The 26,203-nt window shown below is 72.2% G+C and carries 23 protein-coding genes; 10 read left to right on the top strand and 13 right to left on the bottom strand.

Annotated features, from left to right (window positions below):
- Nucleotides 1–14: 14 nt before the first annotated feature.
- Together EBO35_RS16985 and EBO35_RS16980 are read right to left on the bottom strand one after the other, a co-directional pair.
- Complete coding sequence (locus tag EBO35_RS16985; protein WP_122818773.1) at nucleotides 15–1,388, bottom strand: MFS transporter; 1,374 nt, start codon at nucleotides 1,386–1,388, stop codon at nucleotides 15–17.
- A gap of 38 nt (nucleotides 1,389–1,426) precedes the next feature.
- Complete coding sequence (locus EBO35_RS16980; RefSeq protein WP_122818772.1) at nucleotides 1,427–2,140, bottom strand: TetR family transcriptional regulator; 714 nt, start codon at nucleotides 2,138–2,140, stop codon at nucleotides 1,427–1,429.
- Nucleotides 2,141–2,227: 87 nt separating this feature from the next.
- Here EBO35_RS16980 and EBO35_RS16975 point away from each other — a divergent pair, with 87 nt between their 5' ends.
- From EBO35_RS16975 to pstB, 6 genes are all read left to right on the top strand, one after another.
- On the top strand, nucleotides 2,228–3,070 hold the full coding sequence (locus EBO35_RS16975; RefSeq protein ID WP_122818771.1) for a 3-hydroxybutyryl-CoA dehydrogenase: 843 nt from the start codon (nucleotides 2,228–2,230) through the stop codon (nucleotides 3,068–3,070).
- A 25-nt stretch (nucleotides 3,071–3,095) separates the two neighbouring features.
- The gene (locus EBO35_RS16970) at nucleotides 3,096–4,259 is read left to right on the top strand and encodes an acyl-CoA dehydrogenase family protein (protein WP_122818770.1); all 1,164 of its coding nucleotides are present in this window, start codon (nucleotides 3,096–3,098) and stop codon (nucleotides 4,257–4,259) included.
- A 289-nt stretch (nucleotides 4,260–4,548) separates the two neighbouring features.
- Entirely contained in the window at nucleotides 4,549–5,496 is a 948-nt protein-coding gene (locus EBO35_RS16965) for a PstS family phosphate ABC transporter substrate-binding protein (protein ID WP_122818769.1), read from the top strand.
- A gap of 13 nt (nucleotides 5,497–5,509) precedes the next feature.
- The gene (pstC, locus tag EBO35_RS16960; RefSeq protein WP_122818768.1) at nucleotides 5,510–6,454 is read left to right on the top strand and encodes a phosphate ABC transporter permease subunit PstC; all 945 of its coding nucleotides are present in this window, start codon (nucleotides 5,510–5,512) and stop codon (nucleotides 6,452–6,454) included.
- Nucleotides 6,454–7,365, top strand: a complete 912-nt coding sequence (gene pstA, locus EBO35_RS16955) for a phosphate ABC transporter permease PstA (RefSeq protein ID WP_122818767.1) — start codon at nucleotides 6,454–6,456, stop codon at nucleotides 7,363–7,365. Before pstC ends, pstA begins: the two co-directional genes overlap by 1 nt.
- Nucleotides 7,366–7,496: 131 nt before the next feature.
- Nucleotides 7,497–8,267, top strand: a complete 771-nt coding sequence (gene pstB, locus EBO35_RS16950; RefSeq protein WP_206422832.1) for a phosphate ABC transporter ATP-binding protein PstB — start codon at nucleotides 7,497–7,499, stop codon at nucleotides 8,265–8,267.
- Between the two features lie 40 nt (nucleotides 8,268–8,307).
- On the opposite strand, the gene EBO35_RS16945 is transcribed toward pstB, so the two are convergent.
- From EBO35_RS16945 to EBO35_RS16910, 8 genes are all read right to left on the bottom strand, one after another.
- Entirely contained in the window at nucleotides 8,308–9,639 is a 1,332-nt protein-coding gene (locus EBO35_RS16945; protein ID WP_122819893.1) for a hypothetical protein, read from the bottom strand.
- An 8-nt stretch (nucleotides 9,640–9,647) separates the two neighbouring features.
- On the bottom strand, nucleotides 9,648–10,121 hold the full coding sequence (locus EBO35_RS16940) for a hypothetical protein (protein WP_122818765.1): 474 nt from the start codon (nucleotides 10,119–10,121) through the stop codon (nucleotides 9,648–9,650).
- A gap of 70 nt (nucleotides 10,122–10,191) precedes the next feature.
- Nucleotides 10,192–10,947: a hypothetical protein gene (locus EBO35_RS16935; RefSeq protein ID WP_122818764.1), complete on the bottom strand. Its 756-nt coding sequence runs from the start codon at nucleotides 10,945–10,947 to the stop codon at nucleotides 10,192–10,194.
- Nucleotides 10,948–11,006: 59 nt separating this feature from the next.
- Nucleotides 11,007–12,038, bottom strand: coding sequence for a LacI family DNA-binding transcriptional regulator (locus EBO35_RS16930; protein ID WP_206422590.1), 1,032 nt, complete (start codon nucleotides 12,036–12,038; stop codon nucleotides 11,007–11,009).
- 10 nt (nucleotides 12,039–12,048) lie between these two features.
- Entirely contained in the window at nucleotides 12,049–13,500 is a 1,452-nt protein-coding gene (locus tag EBO35_RS16925; protein ID WP_122818762.1) for a GH1 family beta-glucosidase, read from the bottom strand.
- Entirely contained in the window at nucleotides 13,497–14,315 is an 819-nt protein-coding gene (locus EBO35_RS16920) for a carbohydrate ABC transporter permease (RefSeq protein WP_122818761.1), read from the bottom strand. The genes EBO35_RS16925 and EBO35_RS16920 overlap by 4 nt, the downstream gene beginning before the upstream one ends.
- Nucleotides 14,312–15,361 carry a carbohydrate ABC transporter permease gene (locus EBO35_RS16915; protein WP_122818760.1) on the bottom strand — a complete coding sequence of 350 codons (1,050 nt, stop codon included), beginning with the start codon at nucleotides 15,359–15,361 and terminating at the stop codon, nucleotides 14,312–14,314. The genes EBO35_RS16920 and EBO35_RS16915 overlap by 4 nt, the downstream gene beginning before the upstream one ends.
- A 37-nt stretch (nucleotides 15,362–15,398) precedes the next feature.
- Complete coding sequence (locus EBO35_RS16910; RefSeq protein WP_241153746.1) at nucleotides 15,399–16,709, bottom strand: ABC transporter substrate-binding protein; 1,311 nt, start codon at nucleotides 16,707–16,709, stop codon at nucleotides 15,399–15,401.
- A 276-nt stretch (nucleotides 16,710–16,985) separates the two neighbouring features.
- Here EBO35_RS16910 and EBO35_RS16905 point away from each other — a divergent pair, with 276 nt between their 5' ends.
- Complete coding sequence (locus EBO35_RS16905; protein WP_122819891.1) at nucleotides 16,986–18,080, top strand: ABC transporter ATP-binding protein; 1,095 nt, start codon at nucleotides 16,986–16,988, stop codon at nucleotides 18,078–18,080.
- A 179-nt stretch (nucleotides 18,081–18,259) separates the two neighbouring features.
- On the opposite strand, the gene typA is transcribed toward EBO35_RS16905, so the two are convergent.
- The gene (typA, locus tag EBO35_RS16900; protein WP_122818758.1) at nucleotides 18,260–20,149 is read right to left on the bottom strand and encodes a translational GTPase TypA; all 1,890 of its coding nucleotides are present in this window, start codon (nucleotides 20,147–20,149) and stop codon (nucleotides 18,260–18,262) included.
- Nucleotides 20,150–20,309: 160 nt separating this feature from the next.
- On the opposite strand from typA, the gene EBO35_RS16895 reads away from it, so the two are divergent.
- A complete protein-coding gene (locus EBO35_RS16895) occupies nucleotides 20,310–21,662 on the top strand; it encodes a protealysin inhibitor emfourin (RefSeq protein WP_122818757.1) in 1,353 nt (450 codons plus the stop codon).
- 5 nt (nucleotides 21,663–21,667) lie between these two features.
- On the opposite strand, the gene EBO35_RS16890 is transcribed toward EBO35_RS16895, so the two are convergent.
- Nucleotides 21,668–22,456 carry an SDR family NAD(P)-dependent oxidoreductase gene (locus EBO35_RS16890; RefSeq protein ID WP_122818756.1) on the bottom strand — a complete coding sequence of 263 codons (789 nt, stop codon included), beginning with the start codon at nucleotides 22,454–22,456 and terminating at the stop codon, nucleotides 21,668–21,670.
- Nucleotides 22,457–22,606: 150 nt separating this feature from the next.
- Between EBO35_RS16890 and mshA the strand changes: the two genes are divergently transcribed.
- Complete coding sequence (mshA, locus tag EBO35_RS16885; protein ID WP_455429448.1) at nucleotides 22,607–23,869, top strand: D-inositol-3-phosphate glycosyltransferase; 1,263 nt, start codon at nucleotides 22,607–22,609, stop codon at nucleotides 23,867–23,869.
- The gene (locus tag EBO35_RS16880) at nucleotides 23,866–24,372 is read left to right on the top strand and encodes a type III secretion system chaperone family protein (protein ID WP_122818754.1); all 507 of its coding nucleotides are present in this window, start codon (nucleotides 23,866–23,868) and stop codon (nucleotides 24,370–24,372) included. Before mshA ends, EBO35_RS16880 begins: the two co-directional genes overlap by 4 nt.
- A 393-nt stretch (nucleotides 24,373–24,765) precedes the next feature.
- Here the strand turns inward: EBO35_RS16880 and EBO35_RS16875 are convergent, their stop codons facing one another.
- Nucleotides 24,766–26,097, bottom strand: a complete 1,332-nt coding sequence (locus tag EBO35_RS16875) for an HNH endonuclease (protein ID WP_122818753.1) — start codon at nucleotides 26,095–26,097, stop codon at nucleotides 24,766–24,768.
- Between the last annotated feature and the right edge of the window lie 106 nt (nucleotides 26,098–26,203).

Genomic DNA, 26,203 nt, shown 5'->3' with positions numbered 1-26,203 from the left:
GCCGCCCCGTGCCGTCAGCCGACGGCGAGCGCCCCCGGCGTACGGCGGCCCAGCCACCAGCTCGCCAGGGCGGCGAGGACCCAGACGCCGGCGACGACGAGCAGGGCGCTGCGGAAGCCGGTCTCGCCGACCCCGCCGAACAGGTGCATCAGGGTCACCGAGGCCGCGCTGCCGACGGTGAAGCCCAGCGAGCGCAGCACCTGGTTGAGCGCGAGCGCGCTGCCGGTCTCGTGCGGCGGCAGGTGCGGCACCATGAGCGCGGCGAGCGAGGAGAACGTGAAGCCGCTGCCCAGCCCGCCCACGCCCATCGCCACCAGCACCTCGGCGAGCGAGTCGTGCCGCACGGCCAGCAGCAGGGTGGCGGCGAGGAAGAGCAGGCATCCGGTCGGCAGCAGCGCGGCGGTGCCGAACCGGCGCGCGACGGCGCGGGCGGCCTGGTTGCCCAGCACGCTCAGCACCGCGTACGGCACCAGCACCCAGCCGGCCACGGCCACCGAGCGGCCCAGCCCCCAGTCGGCTCCGCCGCTGTCGCCGGTCTGCACGACGACCACCACCAGGGTGAGCATGCTGTACATGCCGACGCCGGCGACGAACGCGACCAGGTTGGGCGCGGCCACGCCCGGCCGGATTCCCAGCCGCAGGTCGACCAGGGGATGCCGGACCGCGAGGGTGCGACGCACGAACGCCGCCATCAGGAGCAGGCCGAGGCCCGCGGACCCCAGCGTCGTCGGCGCCGCCCAGCCCCAGATCTCGCCCCGGCTGACCGCCAGCAGTACGCCGAGCAGCCCGAGCCCGCTGAGGCCGGCGCCGAGCCAGTCCACCGGCGCGGGCGGGGCGCCGGTGTCGCGCGGCAGCACCGCGAGGACCAGCAGCAGGGTCGCGGCGGTGAGCCCGGTGCCGAGCCAGAACGCGGCCGCGATGCCGCCCGCTCCGGCGACCGCGGAGGTCAGCGGATAGCCGAGCCCGGCGCCGGCCACCGTGGTCACCGACAGCGTGGCGACCACGCCGGGCAGCCGGTGCGCTGGGACGACGTCGCGCGCAACAGCAAGCGCCAGCGGCACCAGGGAGAGGCCGAGACCCTGCAGCGCCCGGCCCGCGACCAGCAGGCCGAGCCCGGGAGCAACGGCGGCCAGGACGGTGCCGAGGGTGACCAGCACCAGCCCGCCGACGACCACGGGGCGGCGCAGCCGTCCGGTGCCGAGCCGGCCGACCAGCGGCGTACTCACCACGCCGGCGAGCAGGGTCGCGGTCAGCGACCACTGCGCGTCCTCGAGCGGTACGCCGAGCTCCGTGGCGAGCGCCGGCACCAGCGGCGCGCCGAGGCTGCTGACCACCGCTGTCACGGTGGTCAGCAGCGCGAGCGTGGCCAGCAGCAGTCGCAGTCGCACCGGGCTGAGCGCCGGGCGGCCGGGCCGGCCGTCGGAGCTCAGCCCTTCTCCTCGGGGGAGATGCGGCCAGGTCGCTCGGTCACGGCCCGCAGCTCGGGGAGCAGCTCCTCGAGCGGGCGGGTGGTGCGCAGCACGACGACAGCCGTGTCCGCGCCGGTGCCACTTGGGCTGCCAAGGCCGCCAGGGCCGGGGTCGAGGACCGCGACGGCCTCGGCCATCGCCCGGTCGAAGTCCGCCTCGGCCTCCGCCGGTGACGTGGTCTCGCCCCGCAGCCAGCTGCGCAGCACGTGGTTGTGCGCGGTGACCACGACGTTCGCCATCAGCTCCGCCCGCAGCGCCGTGGCCGGCGTACCGCCCATCCAGGCGTGCAGGTAGGTGCGGAACGCGCGCTGGTACTGCAGCTGGCCGGCGATCTCGCGGGCCCGCAGCGCGGGGACGCTGCGGGTCAGCCGGTAGCGGGTGCGGGCTCGGGTGCCCTCGGCCAGGTAGTGCTGGAGCACGATCCGGGAGGCCTCGGTGACCGCGACCAGTGCGGTGCCGGCGGTGCCGGTCGCGAGCCGGTCGCTGACCGCGGCGAGCAGCCGGGCGTGGTCGGGGAAGATCACGTCCTCCTTGGACCCGAAGGCGCGGAAGAACGTCGTCCGGCCGACCCCGGCGCGCTCCGCGACGTCGTCGACGGTGGTCTCCTCGAAGCCGCGCTCCTCGAAGAGCGTGAACGCCGCCTCGACGATCCGGTCCCGCGTGCTGGCCATCGTGCTCCGTCCTGGGCGGGGTGGTCGTATCCTCTGGTACTGAGTACCGTAATCAAGGTATCCAGTATCAACGCGAGGAGACAACCAGTGCAGAACGTCGGCGTCGTCGGATGTGGGCTCATGGGTGCGGGCATCGCGGAGGTGAGCGCGCGGTCCGGCTCGGACGTGGTCGTCGTGGAGTCCAGCGACGCCGCCGCCGCCGCGGGTCGCGGCCGGCTGGAGAAGTCGCTGTCCCGGGCCGAGGCCAAGGGCAAGATCGACTCCGCCGCCGACGTGCTCGCCCGGATCCGGGTGGTGACCTCGCTGGAGGACCTCATCGACCGCGACCTGGTCATCGAGGCCATCGTCGAGGACGAGGACGCCAAGGTCTCGCTGTTCAAGGAGCTGGACCGGATCGTCGCCAGCCCCGACGCGATCCTCGCCTCGAACACCTCCTCGATCCCGATCATGAAGCTCGGCGTGGCCACCACCCGCCCGCAGAACGTCATCGGGATCCACTTCTTCAACCCGGTGCCGGTGCTGCCGCTCGTCGAGCTGGTGCCCTCGCTGCTGACCGCTCCCGAGGTCACCGCCCGCGCCCGCGCGTTCGTCGAGGGCCGCCTGGACAAGCAGGCCATCGACTGCCAGGACCGCGCCGGCTTCGTCGTCAACGCGCTGCTGATCCCGTTCGTGCTCTCCGCGATCCGGATGTTCGAGTCCGGCTACGCCACCGCCGAGGACATCGACCGCGGCCTGGTGATGGGTGCCGCGCACCCGCAGGGCCCCCTCGCGCTCGCCGACCTGATCGGCCTCGACACCACCAAGGCCGTCGCGGAGTCGCTCTACGAGGAGTTCAAGGAGCCGCTGTACGCCGCCCCGCCGCTGCTCAACCGGATGGTCGACGCCGGTCTGCTCGGCCGCAAGACCGGCCGCGGCTTCTACACCTACTGACCGACCCACTCGAGAAGGACCAGACGTGAGCAACCCCGACTTCGACCTGTACCGCCTCTCCGAGGACCACGAGGGTCTGCGCGAGGCCGTGCGGCAGGTCGCCGAGGCCAAGATCGCGCCGTACGCCGCCGCGGTGGACGCCGAGATGCGCTACCCCCAGGAGGCCCAGGACGCGCTGATCGCCTCGGACTTCCACGCCCCGCACGTCGCGGAGGAGTACGACGGCGTCGGCGCGGACGCGCTGGCCACCTGCATCGTCATCGAGGAGGTCGCCCGCGTCGACGCGTCGGCCTCGCTGATCCCGGCGGTCAACAAGCTCGGCTCGATGCCGCTGATCCTCGGCGGCGGCGAGGACCTCAAGAAGCGCTACCTCACCCCGCTCGCCCGCGGCGAGGGCGGCTTCTCCTACGGCCTCTCCGAGCGCGACGCCGGCTCCGACACCGCCGCGATGAAGACCCGGGCCCGCCGGGACGGCGACGACTGGATCCTCAACGGCCAGAAGTCCTGGATCACCAACGCCGGCGTCTCGGAGTACTACACGGTGCTCGCGGTCACCGACCCCGAGGGCGCCCGCGGCCGGAACGTCTCGGCGTTCATCGTGGAGAAGTCCGACGCCGGGTTCACCTTCGGCGAGAAGGAGCGCAAGCTCGGGATCAAGGGCTCGCCCACCCGCGAGCTGCTCTTCGACAACGTCCGGATCCCCGGCGACCGGATGATCGGCGAGCCCGGCACCGGCCTGAAGCTGGCGCTGCGCACGCTCGACCACACTCGGGTCACGATCGGCGCCCAGGCCGTCGGCATCGCCCAGGGTGCCCTGGACTTCGCAGTCGGCTACGTCAAGGAGCGCAAGCAGTTCGGCAAGCGGATCGCGGACTTCCAGGGCCTGCAGTTCATGCTCGCGGACATGGCGATGAAGGTCGAGACCGCTCGCCAGATGGTCTACGTCGCGGCTGCGAAGTCCGAGCGCGACGACGCGGACCTGGGCTTCTTCGGCGCCGCTGCCAAGTGCTTCGCCTCCGACGTGGCCATGGAGGTCACCACCGACGCCGTCCAGCTCCTCGGCGGCTACGGCTACACCCAGGACTTCCCGGTCGAGCGGATGATGCGCGACGCCAAGATCACCCAGATCTACGAGGGCACCAACCAGGTCCAGCGGATCGTGATGGCCCGCAGCCTGCTCAAGGGCTGACCCGGCACTTCTGGTCGGTCCACCCAGCGCGACCCGGCACTTCTGGTCATCTCAACCCGCGCGACCCGGCACTTCTGGTCGCGTACGGCGACCAGAGGTGCCGGGTCGGCGTCATTTCAGCGACCAGAACTGCCGGGTCGGCGTACGCGTGCGGGGTTCGCCTGCCGTTGTTCACGTTCCGTTCAGAGAACGCCGGTCTCGGCGTCACCGCGCACTCCTACCTTCCAGGTGTCGAAACAAGCAGACCTGCAGGCCGCAAGGGCGGCCACCGTCACCTGAGAGGCACGACGTGAACCTCACTCCACTGCGCCGGGCAGTCGTCCCCGGCGTCGCCGCGCTCGCCCTGGCCCTGTCCGCCTGCGGCGGCAACAGCGATGCCGGCGAGAACACCGGCGGCACCGTCGCCGTCGACGGCTCCTCCACCGTCTTCCCCATGAGCAACGCCGCCTACGAGCTCCTCACCGAGGAGAACCCCGACATCCGGGTCACCGTCGGGTCCTCCGGCACCGGCGGCGGGTTCGAGAAGTTCTGCGTCGGCGAGACCGACATCTCCGCCGCCTCGCGCCCGATCAAGGCCGACGAGGAGGTCCCGGTGTGCGAGGAGAACGGCGTGGAGTTCACCGAGCTCCAGGTCGCCACCGACGCGCTCACGGTCGTCGTCCACCCCGACCTCGCGGTCGACTGCCTGACCACCGAGCAGCTGGTCAAGCTCTGGGCGCCCGACTCGACGGTGACGAACTGGAAGGACCTCGACCCGAGCTTCCCCGACCAGAAGATCGCGCTGTTCGGGCCCGGCGCCGACTCGGGCACCTACGACTACCTGGCCGCCGACGTCATCGCCGACGAGTCCGAGACCACCCGCACCGACTACGAGGCCTCGGAGGACGACAACGTCCTGGTGCAGGGCGTCGCCGGTACCCCGGGCGGGACCGGCTACTTCGGCTACACCTACTTCGAGGAGAACGCCGAGAAGCTGAAGGCGCTCGCCATCGACGACGGCAACGGCTGCGTCGAGCCGTCGGCCGAGACCGCGCAGGCCGGCGAGTACACCCCGCTGGCTCGCCCGCTGTTCATCTACGTCAACAACGCGTCCTACCAGGACGACGCCGCGGTCCGGGAGTACACGGACTTCTACATCGAGAACCTCGACACGATCGCCGAGGCCGCGAAGTTCATCCCGCTGAGCGAGGAGCTGGACGCGAAGACCACGGCCGACCTCGAGTCGATCACCGGCTGAGGCGCCCCACCCCATGAGCACCGGCACCACCGGCAGCATCGGCGCCGGCCCGCCCCCCGTCGGGGCGGGCCGGCCCGCCCAACCCGTCAACCTCCGCGCCCGATCCCGCCCGGGCGAGACCGCCATCAAGGGCGTCCTGCTGCTCTCGGCGCTCGTCTCGGTGGCCATCACCGTCGGCATCCTCGGGGCCCTCATCCAGCCCGTGATCGGGTTCTTCGAAGAGGTCCCCCTCGGCGACTTCTTCACCACCGAGGGCAAGTACGCCGTGCTGCCGCTGGTCGGCGCGACGTTCATGGTGACCGCGATCGCCCTCGCGGTCGCCGTCCCGCTCGGTCTCGGCGCCGCGATGTACCTCTCGGAGTACGCCTCCCCGCGGATGCGTCGCTCGCTCAAGCCCGCGGTCGAGCTCCTCGCCGGCGTCCCGTCGGTCGTCTACGGGTTCTTCGCGATCTCGTTCGTGACCCCGACCCTGCTCCAGGGCCTGCTGAACATCGACGTCGGCTTCACCAACGCCCTCTCGGCCGGGCTGGTGCTCGGCGTGATGATCATCCCGACCATCGCCTCGCTCGCCGAGGACGCGCTGAGCGCGGTCCCGCAGGCGCTGCGGCACGGCTCGCTCGCGCTGGGCGCCAACCGGATGCAGACCACCCTGCGGGTGGTCCTGCCGGCCGCGCTCTCCGGCGTCGCGGCCGCGATCGTGCTCGGCATGTCCCGCGCGGTCGGGGAGACGATGATCGTCGCCCTCGCCGCCGGCGCCCAGCGCAACCTCTCCCTCGACCCGCGCGAGGGGATGCAGACGATGACGGGGTTCATCGCCCAGACCGCGCAGGGCGAGAACCCGGTCGGCTCCACGTCGTACAACACCCTCTTCGCGGTCGGGCTGCTGCTGTTCGTGATCACCCTGGTCATCAACGTCGTCAGCATCTCGATCGTCCGTCGCTTCAGGCAGGTCTACTGATGTCCATCGCCGCCGCCACCGCGCGGGAGGTCACCCGGAGCACCATCGCGACCGGGAGGAGCAAGGACCGCACACCCACCTCGATCCTCTTCCTCGGGGCGCTGTGGTTCTCGCTGTTCTTCGGCGTGATGGTCCTGATCGTCCTCATCGTCGACACCGCCATCCACGGGGCGCCCCGCTTCGACGCCAACCTGGTCACCCGCTACGACTCGGTGATCCGCCCGGCCGAGACCGGCTTCCGCGCCGGCATCCTCGGCACCGTCTGGCTGATGGTGACCACTGCCGTGCTCGCCGTACCGCTCGGCATCGCCGCGGCCCTGCACCTCGAGGAGTTCGCCGACGGCCGCCGGTGGTGGAACCGGTTCATCGAGGTCAATCTCCAGAACCTCGCCGCCGTGCCGTCGATCGTCTACGGCCTGCTCGCCGTCGCGGTGATGGCGCTGCTGGGGTACGAGCGCAAGGGCATCGTGCTGGGCGGCGCGATCGCGCTCGCGCTGCTGATCCTGCCGGTCATCATCATCACCACCCGCGAGGCCGTCCGGGCCGTGCCGCGGGAGATCCGCGAGGCGTCCCTGGCGCTCGGCGCGACCCGGTGGCAGACCACCTGGCGCCAGACGCTGCCCTCCGCGGTGCCCGGCATCGCGACCGGCACGATCCTCGGGCTGTCCCGGGCGATCGGCGAGGCCGCGCCGCTGCTGCTGCTCGGCATCGCGGGCGCGGTCCGCTTCGACCCCGACGGCCTGGGCAGCGCGGTGACCGCCCTGCCCATCCAGATCTTCTCGTTGAGCTCCAACTCCCAAGAGGAGTTCCAGCAGGCGGCCTCCGCGGCGATCGTCGTGCTGCTGGCGATGATCCTGCTCCTCAACGGGCTGGCCATCTTCATCCGCAACAAGTTCCAGCGAACCTGGTGAGGAGTCACCACATGACCACCCGTCCCGCCACCGCCACCGCCGGCGTCCGCACCGCGGCCGAGGTCGACAGCGCTCCCATCGTCCACCAGGAGACCGACCGGCAGCTGCCCCCGGCGCCGCCGGACCCGGTGATGGAGGCCTTCGGCCTCAACGTCCACTACGGCGACTTCCACGCCGTCCACGACGTGAACCTCTCCTTCGGCCGCCACGAGATCACCGCGCTGATCGGGCCGTCGGGGTGCGGCAAGTCGACGGTGCTGCGCTGCCTGAACCGGATGAACGACCTGGTCCCCGGGGCCCGGGTCGAGGGGGAGGTCACCTACCACGGGCAGAACATCTACGCCCGCGGCGTCGACCCGATCGCCGTACGCACCCACGTCGGCATGGTCTTCCAGAAGCCGAACCCGTTCCCGAAGTCGATCTACGACAACGTCGCCTACGGCCCCCGGGTGACCGGGATGAAGGTCGCCAGCATGGACGACCTGGTGGAGGAGGCCCTGCGCGGCGCCGCCCTCTGGGACGAGGTCAAGGACAAGCTCAAGCAGTCGGCGTACGGCCTCTCCGGCGGCCAGCAGCAGCGGCTGTGCATCGCCCGGACCATCGCCACGAAGCCGGACGTGATCTTGATGGACGAGCCCTGCTCGGCCCTGGACCCGATCGCCACCTCGCGCATCGAGGACCTGATGCTGCAGATGCGCGAGGACTACACGATCATCATCGTCACCCACAACATGCAGCAGGCGGCCCGGGTGTCGGACCGCACGGCGTTCTTCACCGCGCGGCCCGACGAGACGACCGGCAACCGCACCGGGCTCCTGGTCGAGTTCGACCGGACCGGCCAGATCTTCTCCAACCCCTACGACCAGCGCACCGAGGACTACATCTCGGGCCGGTTCGGCTGAGACCGCGGGGCAGCGGGCACTCGGGCCCGCTGCCCCGCGGCTACACCCCGAAGAGCAGGTACAGCCCGCTGAAGGTGTAGAGCACCATCGCCGCCAGCAGCGGCAGCTGACCGGTCACGTGGTGGCGCCGCGGCAGCACCGCGATCGCCTTGTCGTGGGCCGCCACGCATCCGAGGACGTGGCCGACCACGATCGCCAGCACCTTGATCGTCGCCAGCAGTGTGGGGTGGTAGGACAGCCAGTAGTTGACCTGCCAGTCCCCGGTCCCGAGCAGGTTCGACCCGTTGGAGAGCGGGTCGCTGGCCTGGATCAGGGTCTGCTGCCCGACCTCGACGAAGTAGGTCAGGTAGTGGGCGACCATGTAGCCGATGATGATCGGCACCAACGAGTGCGCGAACACCGCCGGCAGGCTCCGGCGCGGCGTCCGGTCGTCGGTCCCGGTGGCCATCGTCGCCAGCGCGAACGTCACGCCCACGATCAGCACCGTCGCCAGCAGGGCCAGGGTGCTCAGCGCCGTGACCTCGCCCCGCTCCAGGAACTGGGTCTTGCGCAGCCACCAGTTGGAGTCGCGGAAGCTGTCGTACGCCGTGGAGCCGAGCAGCACGGCGACCACCGCCACCAGGCCGGCCTCGGGCCGGATCCGGGTGAGGTTGCGCATCGGGTTCATCCAGACCAGCCGGCCGTCCTCGTCGCGCCCCCAGACCGAGAGGTGCCCGACCAGCGTGGAGTAGACCTCGAACGGGTCGGCCCGCTCCAGCCAGCGGCTGCCGAACAGCGCCCCGCCGACCAGCATGATCGCGAGGTACGCCGCGAACCAGAACCGCACCGAGGCCAGCTCGGTGGAGTAGGCGTAGACCAGCTCCATCCACACGAACGCGAACAGCCCGATCGCCGCCGGCCAGTAGCCCAGCCGGGCCGGGAACTCCAGGACCCCCTGGCGGGGGTCGACCCGCATCGCCTTCGCCAGCAGCAGGTGCAGGGTCCGGGCCGGGCTGATCGCCTTGAACGCCGGACCGAACAGCAGCGAGAACGGGACGATGCCGACCCAGATCCAGACGTAGAAGACGCCGAGGACCGGGTTGATGACCAGGTCCTGGCCGGCCAGCGCCGCCCAGCCGAAGTAGCCGAGCAGCACCAGCCCGAGCGCTCGCAGCACCACCGCGAAGGCGGTGCTCTCGACGATCGAGACCAGCCATCCCGGCACCGGGCGCCCGCGGGCGCTGGTGAAGCGGGGGTGGCGCCACGCGATCAGCAGGACCGCGAAGGACACCGTCAGCGCGGCGGTCCCTCCGGCGATCGCGAACTCCGCCGGGATCGGCAGGTCGCTGCCCCCGCCGAGCCCGTGGGCGGAGATCCCGTGCTCGAGAGGCATCGCGCCGCTCACTTCACCTGGAGCTGCGCGATCACGATGCCGCTGTCGTGCTCCTCGATCTCCGCGACGCCCGGGGTGTCGATGACCAGCTCGTGGGTGGAGGTGCCGGCGTCGAACTCGACGAACTGCTCGGGCTTGGCGTGCACGTGCAGCTCACCGGCCCGGTCGCTGTCGATGGTCAGGGTCAGCGGCTCGCCCTTGGCCAGGTCGATCAGCTCGCCGTTCGGGGTGATCTTGTCGCCGGTGACCTTGATCGCGAAGGTCGCGCCCTCGGGCTCGGCGGGCTCGGTGGACTCGGTCGGCTCCGAGGCCGGCGCGCTCGGCGCGCTGGAGGACTCCGTCGGGCTCGGCGTGGGGTCGGCGGACTCGGAGCCGGAGTCGTCTCCGCAGCCGGCCAGCAGGGCGGTGGCGACGGCGGCGGCGGCGAGGGCCCGGACGGTACGGCGGGCGGTGCGGCGGGTGGGCAGGATGGACGTGTTCATGGTGGTTCCTCTCGGGGTGCCCGGTCCGTTCGTGCGGACCTCGGGCGACGGATGTCGGCTCAGCTCAGGTTCAGCAGGCCGGCACCGGCGGGCCGCGCCGGCCCACCACCCGCGGCAGCACGTCGTGGTGCCACCGGGTCTCGCGACGGTCGTCGGCGTACGCCGTCGGGCGCGCGCCGAGGCGGGCGGCGACCCAGACGAGCAGGGCGGCCGGGGCCGCGCCCACCAGCGCTGCCGCGGCGCGCAGCCGCGCGGGGAAGGCGCGGGCCTCGGCGCCGGTCAGGCAGAGCAGGGTCCACAGCGCGTGCTCGCCGCGGGCCAGCCACCAGCCGAGGGCCGCGGCGGCCGCGAGGTGGGCCAGGGCCATCAGCGCGTTGGCGCCGGTGAGGTCCTCGACCAGGTGGGTCACCCAGTGCGGCAGGGCCGGCTGCTGGGTGGCGAGGTCGTCGGGGCGGGAGCCGATCGTGAGGTCGTAGAGGCTGCCGCGGCGTTCGCCGGCCCCGACCATCGGCGCCGGCTCCGGGCGGGGGAGCGGCGCGGCAGCCTGGGGGTGGTCCCCGCCGTGGCCGGCCAGAGCGGTCAGGACCAGGTGGCCGGCCATCTGGCCGCCGGCGACCAGCGCGACCACCCGCGTCGTGCTCGCCGGACGGCGCAGCGCGTGGGCGCAGACCGCCGCGATGGCGAGGAGAAGGGCCGCCAGCCAGGGCGCCGAGGGCAGCCCGCCCCCGGCGGAGACGTGCGCGACCAGGCCCGTGGCCAGCGCGACCGCAGCGACCACGCAGCCGCGCGACCAGCGCAGCCAGGTATCGACGCGGTCGGGACGCACGGCCCCATCATCCCGGTCGCCCCCGGCGGGCACGAATCGCCCCCCGCGGCTGGCCGGGGTCAGGCGCTCTCGCGGCGGACCAGCGCCGGCGGGAAGACCACCCGCATCGCGCGGCCGGTGCGGCCGCCCTCGATCTGCTCCAGCAGCAGCCGGGTGGCCTGCTCGGCCATCTCGCCGATGGGGTTGCGGACCGTGGTGAGCGGCGGGGTGGTGCGCTCGGCGACCCCCAGGTCGTCGTACCCGACGACCGCGACGTCGTCGGGCACCCGGCGCCCGCTCGCCGCGAGGACGCCCAGCGCCCCGGCGGCCATCAGGTCCGAGGCGACCACCAGCCCGTCCAGGTCGGGATGCCGCCCGAGCAGTGCGGTCGCCGCCAGCGCCCCGCCCTCCTCGGTGAAGTCCGCGTGCTCGACGGCCGCGTCGCTGAGTCCGGCCTGCCGCAGCGCGGCGTACCAGCCCTCGAGGCGGTCCACCCCCGCCGTCATGTCGGCGGGCCCGGCGATGGTGCCGATCCGGCGGCAGCCGCGCTCGATCAGCGCCTCGGTGGCCGCCCGGCCGCCCGCGACGTTGTCGGTGTCGACGTAGGCGACCTTGTCGGCGCTGGTCCACGGCCGGCCGACGAACGCGCACGGCAGGTCCAGCGCGGCCAGGTGGTCGGCGAGGCTGTCGCTGCGGTGGTGGGAGACCACGATGGCGCCGTCGATGTGCCGGTTGCGCAGGTAGCGCAGCATTCGCTGCTCCTCCTCGCCCGGGCGGGCCAGGAGCAGCACCAGCTGGAGGTCCCGCTCGGCGAGGACCCGGGTCACCCCGCGCAGGGTGCGCGCGAAGAACGGGTCGTTGAACAGCCGGTCGTCGGGCTCGGGGACGACCAGCGCGACGGAGTCGGTACGCCGGGTCACCAGGCTGCGGGCGGCCGGGTTCGGGGTGTAGCCGAGGCTGTGGACGGCGGCGTCCACAGCGGCCTGGGCGGTCGGGCTGACCCGGTTGCCGCCGTTGATCGCGCGCGACGCGGTGGCCCGCGAGACGCCGGCCAGTCGGGCGACCTCGTCGAGCGTGGGAGAGCCCCCGGGTCCGGGCCGCGTGCCGTTCACGGGCGTCAACCTATCCACCCCCGAGCCGCCCGGTCGCGGCGATATCGGCGTAGACCAGCGCGCTGGTCTTCGGGGTGCGCGCCTGGGTGTCGTAGTCGACGTGCACGAGCCCGAACCGCTGGCCGTAGCCCCACGCCCACTCGAAATTGTCCAGCAGCGACCACGCGAAGTAGCCCCGGACGTCGACGCCGGCCCGGATCGCCGCGTGCACCGAGCGCAGGTGGCTCTCCAGGTAGGCCACCCGGCCCGGGTCGTCGACCCGGCCGTCCGGGCCGACCACGTCGTCGTAGGCCGACCCGTTCTCGGTGATGTGGATCGGCGGGACGTCGTAGTCGGCGTCCAGGCGGCGCAGCAGCCGGGTCAGCCCCTCCGGCTGCACCTCCCAGCCCATGTCGGTGACCGGCAGTCCCCGGCTGGGGAAGGTCACGTCCTCGCAGCCCACGAACGGCGTGCTGGTCGGGCGGGTCGCGAGCCCGGCGTGCGGGGTGCCGGCGGCGGGGTCGGGGTGGGCCGAGACCGAGTCGCCCTTGTAGTAGTTCACGCCGAGCAGGTCCAGCGGCGTGCCGATCAGCCGCAGGTCGCCGTCGTGGACGACTGCCTGCCAGCCGCGTCCGTTCCAGGTGAGGTCCTCGGTGTCGCCGAGCAGGTCGGCGGGGTAGCGGCCGCTGAGCACCGGGTCGAGGAAGAGCCGGTTGTGCAGCGCGTCGATGCGCCGCGCGGCATCCCGGTCGCGGGGGTCCTCGGGGTCGTGCGGGTCCGCGACGGTGAGGTTGAGGGTGATCCCGAGGTCGGCGGTCGTGCCGCGGCGGCGCAGCTCGTCGACGACCAGGCCGTGGCCGAGCAGCAGGTGGTGGGCGGCCACCAGTCCGGCGGCCCCCTCCTGCCGGCCCGGCGCGTGCTGGCCGCCGGTGTAGCCGAGGAACGCCGAGCACCACGGCTCGTTGAGCGTGGTCCACACCGGCACCCGGTCGCCGAGCGCGTCGTACACGCTCAGGGCGTACTCGGCGAAGCGGTACGCGGTGTCCCGCGAGGTCCAGCCGCCGGCGTCCTCGAGACTCTGGGGGAGGTCCCAGTGGTAGAGCGTCAGCCACGGGCGGATGCCGGCGCCGAGCAGCTCGTCGACCAGCCGCCGGTAGAAGTCCAGCCCGGTCTGGTTGACCGGCCCGCCGTCCGGGCGGACCCGCGGCCAGGCCACCGAGAACCGGTAGCCGCCGAGGTTGAGCGACCGCATCAGCGCGACGTCCTCGGGCATCCGGTGGTAGTGGTCGCAGGCGACCTCGCCGCTGTCGCCGTTCACGACCGCGCCGGGGACCCGGGCGAAGGTGTCCCAGATCGAGGGGCTCCGGCCGTCCTCGGCCACCGCCCCCTCGATCTGGTACGCCGCGGTCGAGGCGCCCCAGAGGAAGTCGGGTGGGAAGACCGCGGCGGTGGTGGCCTGGGCGGGCGTGTCGAGGAAGGTCATCCCTTCACTGCTCCTTGCATGATGCCGGCGACCAGCTGTCGGCCGGTGAGGACGAACAGGACGAGCAGCGGGATCGTCGAGAGCACGGCGGCGGCCAGGACCAGGCTGTAGTCGACGTAGTAGCCGCTCTGGAGCTGCTGGAGGGCGATCTGGACCGTGGGGTTGGTGGCCGGCAGCGCGATCATCGGCCAGAAGAAGTCGGTCCACACGGTCATGAACGTGAACAGCCACAAGATGGCGGCAGCGGGCCGGGCGGCCGGCACCGCGACGTTCCAGAAGGTCCGGATCATCGAGCACCCGTCGACGCGGGCCGCCTCGATCAGCTCGTCGGGGATCGCGTCGACGAGGTACTGGCGCATGAAGAACACCCCGAACGCCGTGACCAGGGTGGGCACCATGACCGCCCACACGTGCCCGGTCCAGCCGAGCTCGGCCATCTGGATGAACAGCGGGATCACCCCGAGCTGGGTCGGCACCGCCATCGTGGCGACCACGAAGACCATCAGCCAGTTGCGGCCCCGGAAGCGGAGCTTGGCGAAGGCGTAGCCGGCCAGCGTGCAGAAGAAGACCACCGAGGTCGCGCACACGGTCGAGACCAGCAGGCTGTTGCCGAGCGCCTTCCAGAAGTCGACGGTCTCGAAGACGCGGCCCGCGTTGGCGAAGAAGTGCCCGCCGGGCAGCAGCGGGGGCACCCGCTCGTTGACGACCGACTTGGTGTGCGAGCCGATGATCAGCGACCAGTACAGCGGCCCGACCGAGCCGATCACGAACGCGGTGAGCAGGCCGTAGACGACGAATCCGGGGCGGCGGTTCACGGGGTGCCTCCTCGGGTACGCCCCAGGGTTCGCCCCGGAGTGCGAGTGCGACTGCCGGCCCCGATGCGCTGGGAGAGCACCAGGTTGACGATGGCGATGATCACGATGAGCAGGAACAGCAGCCAGGCGACCGCGGCGGCGGTGCCGAGGTTGCGCAGCCGCCAGCCCAGCTCCCACAGGTAGAGCGTGATCGTCTGCCACTGCCGGTCCGAGCCACCGAGGCCGACGTTGTCGAAGAGTCGGGGCTCGGTGAAGATCTGCAGTCCGCCGATCGTGGAGGTGATCACGACGAAGATGACGGTGGGGCGGATCATCGGCACCGTCACCGAGACGAACTGGCGGACCCGGCTGGCGCCGTCGATCTCCGCGGACTCGTAGAGGTCGCGGGGGACCGCCTGCATCGCGGCGAGCAGGATCAGCGCGTTGTAGCCGGTCCAGCGCCAGTTGACCATCGTCGCGATCGCGACGTGGCTGGCGAGGGTGTCGACGTGCCAGGCGATCGCGTCGATGCCGACGAGGTCGAGCGCGGCGTTGACCAGGCCGTACCGGTCACCGAAGAGGTTGCCGAAGATCAGGGTGACAGCGGCCGGGGCGACGACGAACGGGATCAGGATGCTCATCCGCCACCAGGTCCGCCCGCGCAGCGCGGTGTCCAGGAGCCCGGCGAGGGCCAGCGCGATGACCACCTGGGGGATCGAGGAGAGCACGAAGATGCTCAGCGTGTTGCGCAGCGCACCCCAGAAGTAGCGGTCCTCGAAGACCGAGCGGTAGTTGTCCAGCCCGACGAACTCGCCCTTCCCGCCGATCAGGCTCCACTCGTGCACCGAGACGTAGCCGGTGTAGACGAGCGGGAAGATCCCGACCAGCGCGAAGAGGACGAAGAACGGCGAGATGTAGAGGTACGGCGAGAGCCGGACGTCCCACCGCGCGAGGCGCTGGCGTGCGGTGAGCCGGGGGCGGCGGGGCCGGGTCTCGGCGGGAGGCCCCGCCGGGGACGTCGAGGCGGTGACGTCCCCGGCGGGGGCTGGAGGGGGATGGAGGGTCATGGTCTGGCCCGGGCGCCGTCAGCCGATCCGGGCGCCGTCAGCCGATCCGCTCGACGTCGGCCGAGAAGGACTCCCAGGCCTCGTCCGGGGTCTCCTGTCCCTCGTCGACGCGCAGGATCGCCGCCTGGAACGCCGTGATGATGTCGGCGTACTTCGGACCCTTGTAGGGCTGCATCGTCACCGCCTGGGCGCGGTCGGAGAGGATCTGGCCGGTCGGCGCGTTGTTGAAGAAGTCGTTGGTGGACTCCAGCAGGACCGGGTCCTCCAGGGCGGACTGCTGGCTCGGGAAGGTGCCCTTGGCGGTGAACGCCTTGATCTGCTGCTCCGGCGCCGTGAGCCAGGCCGCGAGCTTCTTGGCCTCCTCCGGGTGCTCGGACTGGGTGGGGACGGTGAGGAACGAGCCGCCCCAGTTGCCGGCGCCGCCGGGGAAGGCGTTCGCGATGTCCCAGCCCTGGACGCCCTCGGCGTTGCCCTCGATCACGCCGAGCATCCAGCCGGGGCAGGCCATCGTGGCGAACCCGTCCTTCTGGAAGGCGGCGACCCAGTCGTTGGACCACTGGTCGAGGTTGGTCGCCAGGCCCGCCCCCTGCATCTCGGTCACGGTGTCGAAGACCCGCTTGACCTCGGGGTTCTCCAGGGCGACGACGTTGTTGTCCTCGTCCTCGAAGGGGAACTCGAGCTGGTTGATCATGGCCTGGCTGGTGCCCTTGGAGGAGTCGTACCAGGCGGTGTCCGGCATCGCCTTGACGAACTCCTTGCCGGTCGCGAAGTAGCTGTCCCAGCTCTCGAAGAGCGAGGCGACCTGCTCGCGGTCGGTCGGCAGCCCGGCCTTCTCGAACAGGTCGGCGCGGTAGCAGATGCCCTCGGGTCCGATGTCGGTGCCGTAGCCGATCAGCTGGCCGTCGGCGTTGGTGCCGGCCTCGGTCTTCCAGTCCAGCCAGCGGTCCTCGAGCTCGGGGTCGCTGAGATCGGCGAAGGCGTCGGACTCCTCCAGGATCGCGGGCATCCCGTCGCCCTCGATCGCCTCGATGTCGGAGAGCCCGGAGCCGGCGGCGAGCTTGGTGTAGAGGTTGTCGCGGTGCTCCTCCCAGGTCCCGGTCTTCTTCTGCACGACCTTGATGTCGGGGTTGAGGTCCATGTACTCCTTGAGCAGGTCCTCATAGCCGAACTCGTTGAAGGTGGCCACGGTCAGCGTGACCTTGCCGTCGTCGGCCTCGGAGTCGCCTCCGCCGCACGCGGCGGTGAACCCGAGGAGAAGGGTGGCGACGCCGCCGATGGCCAGGCCCCGGCGCAGTCGCCGGGACAGGCTGCGGGGCCGCTGCTGCGGGGTGGTGGATGAGTTCTGCACGGGAACGCTCCTGCCGTGTGGACGGTCGTGCCGGGGGATCGGGCCGGGGGCGGCGATCGCGGGTCCGATAGTGGGAGCGCTTCCACCGCATTGAGGTCCACAACATGACATGCGTCACATCGGGTGTCAACGGTTCCGCTGTCGCATGGCGTAATGCGGCGGGTGTCGGGCATCGAATCTGTGGGAGCGCTTCCACTAGACGCGGTCGCAGGCGCGGCGTACGGTGGCGGCACTGTGACCCTCGCCACCGCCTGGTGGCCGCTCGAGAGGACTGCGATGGCCTCGGTGCGCTTCGACCACGCGGAACGGATCTACCCCGGTGCCGACCGTCCCGCGGTCGACGACCTGGACCTGCTCATCGAGGACGGTGAGCTGATGGTGCTGGTCGGCCCCTCGGGCTGCGGGAAGTCGACCTCGCTGCGGATGCTCGCCGGGCTCGAGGAGCTGACCAGCGGCTCGGTGCTCATCGGCGACGACGACGTCAGCGAGATGCCGCCCAAGGACCGCGACATCGCGATGGTCTTCCAGAACTACGCGCTCTACCCGCACATGAGCGTCGCCGACAACATGGGCTTCGCGCTCAAGATCGCCGGTGTCGGCAAGGAGGAGCGTCGCGCCCGGGTGCTGGAGGCGGCCCGGCTGCTGGACCTGGAGCCGTACCTGGAGCGCAAGCCGAAGGCGCTCTCGGGCGGCCAGCGTCAGCGGGTCGCGATGGGCCGGGCGATCGTGCGCCAGCCGCAGGTCTTCTGCATGGACGAGCCGCTGTCGAACCTCGACGCGAAGCTGCGGGTCTCCACCCGCACCCAGATCGCGTCCCTGCAGCAGCGGCTGGGCATCACGACCGTCTACGTCACCCACGACCAGGTCGAGGCGATGACGATGGGGGACCGGGTCGCGGTGATGAAGGACGGCGTCCTGCAGCAGGTCGACACCCCGCTGGCGCTCTACGACCGGCCGGTCAACCTGTTCGTCGCCGGGTTCGTCGGCTCACCGGCGATGAACCTGCTCGAGGCCAAGACGGCCGGCGACGGGATGGCCACTGTCGACGGCTACGAGCTGCCGATCGACCGGACCGCGGCGGCGAGCGCCTCCGGCGCGGTGACGCTCGGCGTACGCCCGGAGTCGTGGCGGATCGTGCCCGAGGGCGAGTCCGGCTATCCGGTCCGGGTCGCCGCCATCGAGGAGCTGGGCGCCGACGCTTACCTGTACGCCACCCCGGCCGTCGACGCCACCGACGACCTGCTGCGCCAGGTGGTGGTCCGGGTCGAGGGGCGCCTGGACCTGGCCCGCGGCACCACGGTGCGGATCACCACCACCCCGGACCGGGTGCACGTCTTCGACCCGGCCACCGGCGCCCGCCTGACCACCTGACCACCTGACCGCCTGTTCGACACCGCCACCGCCGCCGGGGAACGGGCCCGACCGCCGACCCGGCAGGTCTGGTCGCCCGAAACGCCTCGACCCGGCGGTTCTGGTCGCGGGGAGCGACCAGAACCGCCGGGTCGGCGGAGTTCAGGCGACCAGAAGTGCCGGGTCGCCGTCGGGGGCTACTACTTGTTGGCCTTGCGGGCGCGGCTGGCGATCTTGGCGCGCTCGTTCTGGTCGAGGATCACCTTGCGGATCCGGACGTTGGCGGGGGTGACCTCCACGCACTCGTCCTCGCGGCAGAACTCCAGGCACTGCTCCAGCGACAGCTTCTTCGGCGGGATCAGCTTCTCGAAGTTGTCGGAGGTGGCGGACCGGATGTTGGTCTGCTGCTTCTCCTTGGTGATGTTGACGTCCATGTCGTCGGCGCGGGAGTTCTCGCCGACGATCATGCCCTCGTAGACCTCGGTGGCCGGCTCCACGAACATCACGCCGCGCTCCTGCAGCGACGTCATGGCGTACGCAGTGGCCGCGCCCTTGCGGTCGGCGACCAGCGAGCCGTTGTTGCGCGAGCGGATCTCGCCGGCCCACTTCTCGTAGCCCTCGGAGATGTGGTGGGCGATGCCGGTGCCGCGGGTGTCGGTGAGGAACTCGGTGCGGAAGCCGATCAGGCCGCGGGCCGGGACGATGAACTCCATCCGCACCCAGCCGGTGCCGTGGTTGCTCATCTGCTCCATGCGGCCCTTGCGGGCGGCGAGCAGCTCGGTGATCGCGCCGAGGTACTCCTCGGGGGCGTCGATCGTGAGCCGCTCGATCGGCTCGTGGACCTTGCCGTCGATCTCCTTGGTGACCACCTGCGGCTTGCCGACGGTCAGCTCGAAGCCCTCGCGGCGCATCTGCTCGACCAGGATGGCCAGCGCCAGCTCGCCGCGGCCCTGGACCTCCCACGCGTCGGGACGCTCGGTGGGGAGCACGCGCAGCGACACGTTGCCGACCAGCTCGGCGTCCAGGCGGTCCTTGACCAGGCGCGCAGTCACCTTCGAGCCCTTCTCGCGGCCGACCAGCGGGCTGGTGTTGGTGCCGATGGTCATCGAGATCGCGGGCTCGTCGACGTGGATGAGCGGCAGCGCGACCGGGTTCTCGGGGTCGGCGAGGGTCTCGCCGATCATGATGTCCGGGATGCCGGCGATCGCGACGATGTCGCCGGGGCCGGCCTGCTCGCCGGGCTGGCGGTCCAGGCCCTTGGTGATCAGCAGCTCGGTGATCTTGACGTTCTTGACCGACCCGTCGCGGCGCATCCACGCGACGTTCTGGCCCTTGCGCAGGGTGCCCTCGTGGATCCGGACCAGCGCGAGCCGGCCGAGGAACGGCGAGGCGTCGAGGTTGGTGACGTGCGCCTGCAGCGGCGCGCCCTCGGTGTAGACCGGCGCGGGGATCGTGTCCATGATGGTGCGGAACAGCGGCTCGAGGTCCTTGCCCTCGGGCAGCGTGCCGTTCTCGGGCTGCTCGGTGCTGGCGATGCCGGCCTTGCCCGAGGCGTAGACGACCGGGAAGTCCAGGGCCTCCTGGCTGTGGCTGTCGTCGAGCAGGTCCATGAACAGCTCGTAGGTCTCGTCGACGACCTCGGCGATCCGGGCGTCGTTGCGGTCGACCTTGTTGACGACCAGCACGACCGGCATGTCGGCGTTCAGCGCCTTGCGCAGCACGAAGCGGGTCTGGGGCAGCGGGCCCTCGGAGGCGTCGACGAGCAGCACGATGCCGTCGACCATCGACAGGCCGCGCTCGACCTCACCGCCGAAGTCGGCGTGGCCGGGGGTGTCGATGATGTTGATCGTCATGCCCTCGGGCGCCGACGGTCCGTTGTAGTGGATGGCGGTGTTCTTCGCGAGGATCGTGATGCCCTTCTCGCGCTCGAGGTCACCGGAGTCCATCACCCGGTCGGCCACGCTCTCGGCCTCGTGCTCGGTGAACGCGCCGGCCTGGCGGAGCATGGCGTCGACCAGGGTGGTCTTGCCGTGGTCGACGTGTGCGACGATCGCGACGTTGCGCAGGTTCGCGGACTTGGTCTCAGACATGGGGCGAGGGAGTCACTTCCGGTGGAGTTCAGTGGGGCCCGACGGGGCCCCGACGATTCTAGGCGGCGGGCCGCCATCCGCCTGCATCGAGAGGCTCCTGCGGCCGGCTGACCTCGCGCGAGCGCCCCGTGGTGTCGGCCCGCGATGGCACAGTGGGGCCATGCCCCGCCCGAGCGCAGACGCCCGCCTCGCCCTCGCGGCGCGCGGCTGCCGGGGCTTCGTCCCGCCGTACCTCCTGCGGCACCTCGCCGAGGCCGCTCCGGAGCCGACCTGGTCCGGCACGCTCGCCGAGGACGCCCGGCTCCGCGGCGTACGCGCGGCCACTGCCCCGGCACCTCCGCCGCGGGCGCTCGTCGGGGTGGCGGCCTGGACCGTGCACGACGCCGCGGGCGGCACCGACCTGCCTGGTCGCCCGGTCCTGCGCCCGGGCGACCCGCCGACCGGCGACGAGGCCGTCGACGAGGCCGGCGCGGGAGTCACCGCGTCCCTGGCGCTGTTCTCGGAGGTCTACGGGCGCGACTCCTACGACGACCGCGGGGCCCCGGTGAGCCTCAGCGTCCACTACGGCCGCAACTACGCCAACGCGTTCTGGGACGGCACCCAGCTGGTCTTCGGTGACGGTGACGGTCGGGTCTTCGGCCGGATGACTCGGGCCGTCGACGTCCTCGGCCACGAGCTGTCCCACGCCGTCACCGAGCACTCCGCCGGGCTCGTCTACGAGGGCCAGTCCGGGGCGCTCAACGAGTCGGTCTCCGACGTCTTCGCCAGCTGCCTCAAGCAGCGGCTGCTCGGCCAGGAGGCCGCGGAGGGCGACTGGCTGGTGGGGGCCGGGCTGTTCCTGCCCGGGGTCGCCGCCCGCGGCCTGCGCGACCTCGCGGCCCCGGGCACGGCGTACGACGACCCGGCGCTGGGGCGCGACCCCCAGCCGGGGCACCTCGACGACTACGTCGAGACCGACGACGACAACGGCGGGGTGCACCTGAACTCCGGCATCCCCAACCGCGCCTTCCACCTGGCCGCGCTCGCGGTCGGCGGCACGTCGTGGGACGGCGCCGGCCGGATCTGGTACGCCGCGCTCACCGGGGGCCTGGTCGGCCCGCGCACCGACTTCGCCGGGTTCGCGGCGGCCACGGTCGCGGCGGCCGGCGAGCACGCCGATGCGGTGGCGGGCGCCTGGGCCGGCGTCGGCGTCCGCCCCGGCGCCGGGTCGGCGTCGGCCGGGCCCGAGCCGGCGGGCGCGACCTCCCGGGTGCGGGTGCGCCGCAGCGGCGGCTTCGCCGGGCTGACGGCCGCCGGCGAGCTCGACCTGGACTCCGACGACGAGCGCCGCGGCGAGGTGGCGGGGCTCGTGGACCGCATCGAGCTGGGCCGGCTCTCCGGTGGTCCGCCGCGCCCGGACATGTTCGTCTACGACTTCGACGTCCGCGGCCAGCACGCCCGGCTGCCCGAGCAGGACCTGACGCCCGACCTGCGCCGGCTCGCCGAGCTGCTGCTCGACCCTGGTGACCGCTAGGGCTCTCAGACGCGGTGCACCTTGTGCTGGGCGGCCTGCGCCCGGGGTCGGATCACGAGCTCGTCGATGTTGACGTGGGCCGGGCGGGTGGCCATCCAGGCGATCGCGTCGGCGACGTCCTCGGCGACCAGCGGCTCGGCGACTCCGGCGTACACCGCCTCGGCCTTGGACTCGTCACCCCCGAACCGGACCAGCGAGAACTCGTCGGTGCGAACCATGCCGGGCGCGATCTCCATGACCCGCACCGGCTGGTCGAACAGCTCCAGGCGCAGCGTCTCGGTGACGACCTGGGTGCCGTGCTTGGCGGCGGTGTAGCCGGCCCCGCCCTCGTAGGCGATCCGGCCGGCGGTCGAGCCGACGTTGACGATCGCCCCGGCCCCGCTGGCGAGCAGCGCCGGAAGCAGCGCCCGGGTCACCTGCATCAGCCCGATCACGTTGACCTCGTACATCCGGCGCCACGCGTCGGCGTCGGCCTCGGCGACCGGGGCGGAGCCGAACGCGCCGCCGGCGTTGTTGACCAGCAGGTCCAGCCGGTCGCCCACCCGGGCGGCCAGCCCGGAGACCGACTCCGGCGAGGTGACGTCGCAGGGCACCGCCGTACCCCCGATCTCCGCGGCCAGGGCCTCGATCCGCTCGACGCGCCGCGCGGCGCAGACCACGTGGTAGCCGGCGGCGGCGAGGGCCCGGGCCGTCGCGGCTCCGATGCCGCTGCTGGCTCCGGTGACGACGGCGGTGCGCGGGCGGTCGGCGGTCTCGGTCGCGGAGGTTGTCACGGTGGTCGTCACGGTGCTCATGGCCCCATTCTCGACCCGGGCCGGTCCGCGGTGGGCGCGCTCTCGCCCTGTGGCGCGGCGGCTGCGCCAGGATGGCCGGTCGCAGCGGGAATGGGGCCGCGCTCCGGCTGGTTGCGGTCTGGTGGAGCAGTAGCGATGAGAAGGGACGACGTGGACAGCGCGCACATCAGGCGGGTGGCGATGGTCAGCCTGCACACCTCGCCCCTGGACCAGCCCGGCACCGGGGACGCGGGCGGGATGAACGTCTACGTCCTCGAGCTCGCCCGGCGGCTGGCCCGCTGCGGGGTGGAGGTCGACATCTTCACCCGCGCGACCAGCTCGGCGCTCGACCCCGTGGTCAGCGCGGGTGACGGCGTCAGCGTCCGCCACGTCCACGCCGGCCCGTTCGAGGGGCTCACCAAGGCCGAGCTGCCCGCGCAGCTGTGCGTCTTCGCCCGGGAGGTGCTGCGCGCCGAGGCCGAGCAGCCGCTGGGGCACTACGACGTCGTGCACTCGCACTACTGGCTCTCCGGCCAGGTCGGCGCCCTGGCCCGAGACCGCTGGGGTGTGCCGCTGGTCCACTCGATGCACACGATGGCGAAGGTCAAGAACGACGCGCTCGCGGCCGGTGACGTGCCGGAGCCGGCGGCGCGGACCATCGGCGAGGAGCAGGTCGTCGCGGCCGCCGACCTCCTGATCGCCAACACCGACCTCGAGGCCAAGCAGCTGATCAACCTCTACGACGCGGATCCCGGCCGGGTGGAGGTCGTCCACCCCGGTGTCGACCTCACGGTCTTCCAGCCGCTGGACCGGGTCCGGACCCGGGCCGAGCTCGGACTGCCGGCCGACGCCTACGTGCTGCTCTTCGCCGGCCGGATCCAGCCGCTCAAGGCGCCCGACGTGCTGCTGCGGGCGGTGGCCGTGCTCCTGGCCCGCGCGCCCCAGCTGCGCTCCCGGCTGGTGGTGCCGATCGTCGGCGGACCGTCCGGAACCGGGCTGGACCGGCCCGAGTCGCTGCACGCGCTGGCCGCCGAGCTCGGGCTCCTGGACGTCGTCCGCTTCGTCCCGCCGGTGACCCAGGCCGAGCTCGCCCGCTGGTACGCCGCGGCGACGGCCGTCGCGGTCCCCTCCTACAACGAGTCCTTCGGCCTGGTCGCCGCGGAGGCGCAGGCGACCGGCACCCCGGTGGTTGCCGCCGCGGTCGGCGGGCTGACCACCGTGGTCCGCGACCGGCACAGCGGCCTCCTGGTCGACGGCCACGACCCGGCCGCCTGGGCCGACGCCCTGGCCTGCGTCCTCGACGACGAGGTCCGGCTGCGCCTGGAGACCGGCGCGCTGGAGCAGGCGCGCCAGTTCTCCTGGGAGGCGACCGCCGAGCGGACTCTCGCGGGCTACGAGCGGGCCCGCACGATGATGGGGGAGCCGGTCCGATGAGCGCCGTCCAGGTCGTGCGCGACCACCTCGCCGCCAACGACCTCGAGTTCACCGAGCAGCCCGAGGGGTTCTTCTCGTTCTCGCTGCCGGGGGAGAAGAAGCTCCAGACGGCTGTCCGTCTCGACGTCGGCGAGCACGCCCTGGGCCTGCACGCCTTCGTGTGTCGCCGCCCCGACGAGAACCACGAGCGGGTCTACCGCTGGCTGCTCGAGCGCAACCTGCGGATGTACGCCGTCGCGTTCGCCCTCGACCGGCACGGCGACATCTACCTCGACGCCCGGCTGCCGCTGGCGGCGGTCAGCCCCGAGGAGCTCGACCGGCTGCTCGGGGCGGTGCTGACCTACTCCGACGACTCCTTCAACACGATCCTCGAGCTCGGCTTCGCGTCCTCGATCCGCAAGGAGTGGGAGTGGCGCAAGCTGCGCGGCGAGCCCACCCACAACCTCGAGGCCTTCCGCGGCTGGCTGGAGTCCGGCGAGGAGCCGGCCGAGCCGGGTCGGTAGGCGCGGGTCCCTCAGGGCGCGACGACGGTGGTGCCGCGAGCGCAGCGAGCGCGACCGGCCCCGGTGGTCGAGCCGTGAGGAGCGCAGCGACGAGCGTGTCGAGACCCCGGTCAGGCGGTGGCTGGCCTGCGGCTGGGGCTGTGGTTGCGTGCGGGGGTCTCGACACTCTCAGGCGCCAGGGCGCCTTCGCGGCTCGACCACCGGGAGGGCCAGGCGCCGGGGCGCCTTCGCGGCTCGACCACGTCTGGTGGTCGAGCCGCGAGCGCAGCGAGCGTGTCGAGGCCACGATCGGAGCGCAGGGGGTCTCGACACCCTCAGGCGCCAGGGCGCCTTCGCGGCTCGACCACGTCTGGTGGTCGAGCCGCGAGCGCAGCGAGCGTGTCGAGACCCCGGTCAGGCGGGAACGATGGTGGTGCCGGTGTGGTCGCGGCGCAGGTGGATGCCGTTCGGGGATCGCCACAGGTAGGTGGTCTCGTCGAGCTTGGTGTAGGTCCAGGCGGTGTGGGTCTTGGCCCGGTGGTGGGTCCGGCACAGGGGTGCGAGGTTGGGGTCGGTGGTCTCGCCGTACTCGCCGTCGCCCGGTGGTCCTTCACGTTCGTGGCGGTGCCGGACGACGTGATCGTTGTCCGCGCGGCGGGCCGAGCGGCCGCACCAGGGGAAGACGCAGGTCGGGTTGTTGAGTTGGACCCGCTCCGCGATCCGATCCGGGACCTCGTAGGCGTCGGTGTGGTCGACGTCGGCCAGGTCGATGACCGGCTTCACGATGACCTGGGCGTCGGGGCTGGCGCACCAGGTCTTGACCTGGTCGGCGGCGACGAAGGAGCGGGTCTTCTCGACCCTTGCCAGGTGCATCCCATCCGCCCCGCTGAGGGCGGCCTCGGTGAGGTGGACGTGGACGACGACCTGGCGGGGTCGGCAGCGCTTGGACAGGCCCTCGATCTGGGTCGGGGTGGTGTCCAGGTCGAGGGCGAGCTGGCGGCGGGCGATCTCGCCGACGGCCAGGGAGCGGCGTACGTCGAGGGACTCCGCGCAGCCGAGCTCGCCGAGGACCCGGGCCCCGCGGGCGACCGCGCCGTCGAGGTCGAGGGCGTCGGCGAGGTCGAGCTCGCCGTCGACGGTCACGGTGCCTGCGAAGGAGACGCGTCCGGTGTCCAGGTCGAAGTGCCGCCGGTCCGCCGCGGCGCGGCGCTTGTCCTCGGCGCCGGCGGGGTCGAACCGGACCCGGGCCTCCTCGATGAGCCGGTCCAGGGCGGCGTACCCGATCTTTCCGGCCACCGCGTGGACGTGGGTGTCGACGTAGGCCGCGCCGTCGGCGGGCAACGAGAGGGTGTTCGCCGCGACCTTCCGGCCCCGCCAGGCCGGCACCTCTCCGGCCCGGACTGCGGCCCAGGTGCGCGGGAGCCGGTGGGCGAGCTCGACGGCTTCACCGAGCATCGCCCGAGCGGCATCCGAGGACATGCCGAGCGCGGCGCCGAGCTCCAGTGGCGCGAACTCGGTGACCAGTGGCGCGCCGGGGCCCGCGATCGCGATCTCGCCCTCGGCACCCGGGAGGCAGGCAGCGTCGTCCAGGCAGTCGACCGAGTGCATCGACGCCCACGCGACCGCAGCCTCGAGCAAGGCGACCTCGGCACGGTCAGCCACAGCACGCTGGGACCGCGCGAACGCCAGCACCGCCGCTGGGCTGTCGCACTCGCCCAGCGGGGCGGGGTTCGGGTCGATGGCCATAGCACATTCTACTCGAACACACGTTCGAAGCACCAGGGTCGAGACGCGGAATGTGGAAAGAAATCCTGATGCCTGTAGGCGGGACCGTCAGCCCAGGCAACGGCAA

It is taken from the genome of Nocardioides pantholopis, assembly GCF_003710085.1.
Classification (GTDB): Bacteria; Actinomycetota; Actinomycetes; order Propionibacteriales; family Nocardioidaceae; genus Nocardioides; species Nocardioides pantholopis.
This window is presented reverse-complemented; position numbering and strand designations above follow the sequence as displayed.

What these genes read in the sequence shown, in the direction of transcription:
- EBO35_RS16895 (WP_122818757.1), top strand. Translation starts at nt 20,310, where the DNA reads ATGCCCCGCCCGAGCGCAGACGCCCGCCTCGCCCTCGCGGCGCGCGGC.
- typA (WP_122818758.1), bottom strand. Translation starts at nt 20,149, where the DNA reads ATGTCTGAGACCAAGTCCGCGAACCTGCGCAACGTCGCGATCGTCGCA.
- pstC (WP_122818768.1), top strand. Translation starts at nt 5,510, where the DNA reads ATGAGCACCGGCACCACCGGCAGCATCGGCGCCGGCCCGCCCCCCGTC.
- EBO35_RS16945 (WP_122819893.1), bottom strand. Translation starts at nt 9,639, where the DNA reads ATGCCTCTCGAGCACGGGATCTCCGCCCACGGGCTCGGCGGGGGCAGC.
- EBO35_RS16915 (WP_122818760.1), bottom strand. Translation starts at nt 15,361, where the DNA reads ATGACCCTCCATCCCCCTCCAGCCCCCGCCGGGGACGTCACCGCCTCG.
- EBO35_RS16980 (WP_122818772.1), bottom strand. Translation starts at nt 2,140, where the DNA reads ATGGCCAGCACGCGGGACCGGATCGTCGAGGCGGCGTTCACGCTCTTC.
- EBO35_RS16940 (WP_122818765.1), bottom strand. Translation starts at nt 10,121, where the DNA reads ATGAACACGTCCATCCTGCCCACCCGCCGCACCGCCCGCCGTACCGTC.
- EBO35_RS16905 (WP_122819891.1), top strand. Translation starts at nt 16,986, where the DNA reads ATGGCCTCGGTGCGCTTCGACCACGCGGAACGGATCTACCCCGGTGCC.
- EBO35_RS16890 (WP_122818756.1), bottom strand. Translation starts at nt 22,456, where the DNA reads ATGAGCACCGTGACGACCACCGTGACAACCTCCGCGACCGAGACCGCC.
- EBO35_RS16875 (WP_122818753.1), bottom strand. Translation starts at nt 26,097, where the DNA reads ATGGCCATCGACCCGAACCCCGCCCCGCTGGGCGAGTGCGACAGCCCA.
- pstA (WP_122818767.1), top strand. Translation starts at nt 6,454, where the DNA reads ATGTCCATCGCCGCCGCCACCGCGCGGGAGGTCACCCGGAGCACCATC.
- pstB (WP_206422832.1), top strand. Translation starts at nt 7,497, where the DNA reads ATGGAGGCCTTCGGCCTCAACGTCCACTACGGCGACTTCCACGCCGTC.
- EBO35_RS16925 (WP_122818762.1), bottom strand. Translation starts at nt 13,500, where the DNA reads ATGACCTTCCTCGACACGCCCGCCCAGGCCACCACCGCCGCGGTCTTC.
- EBO35_RS16880 (WP_122818754.1), top strand. Translation starts at nt 23,866, where the DNA reads ATGAGCGCCGTCCAGGTCGTGCGCGACCACCTCGCCGCCAACGACCTC.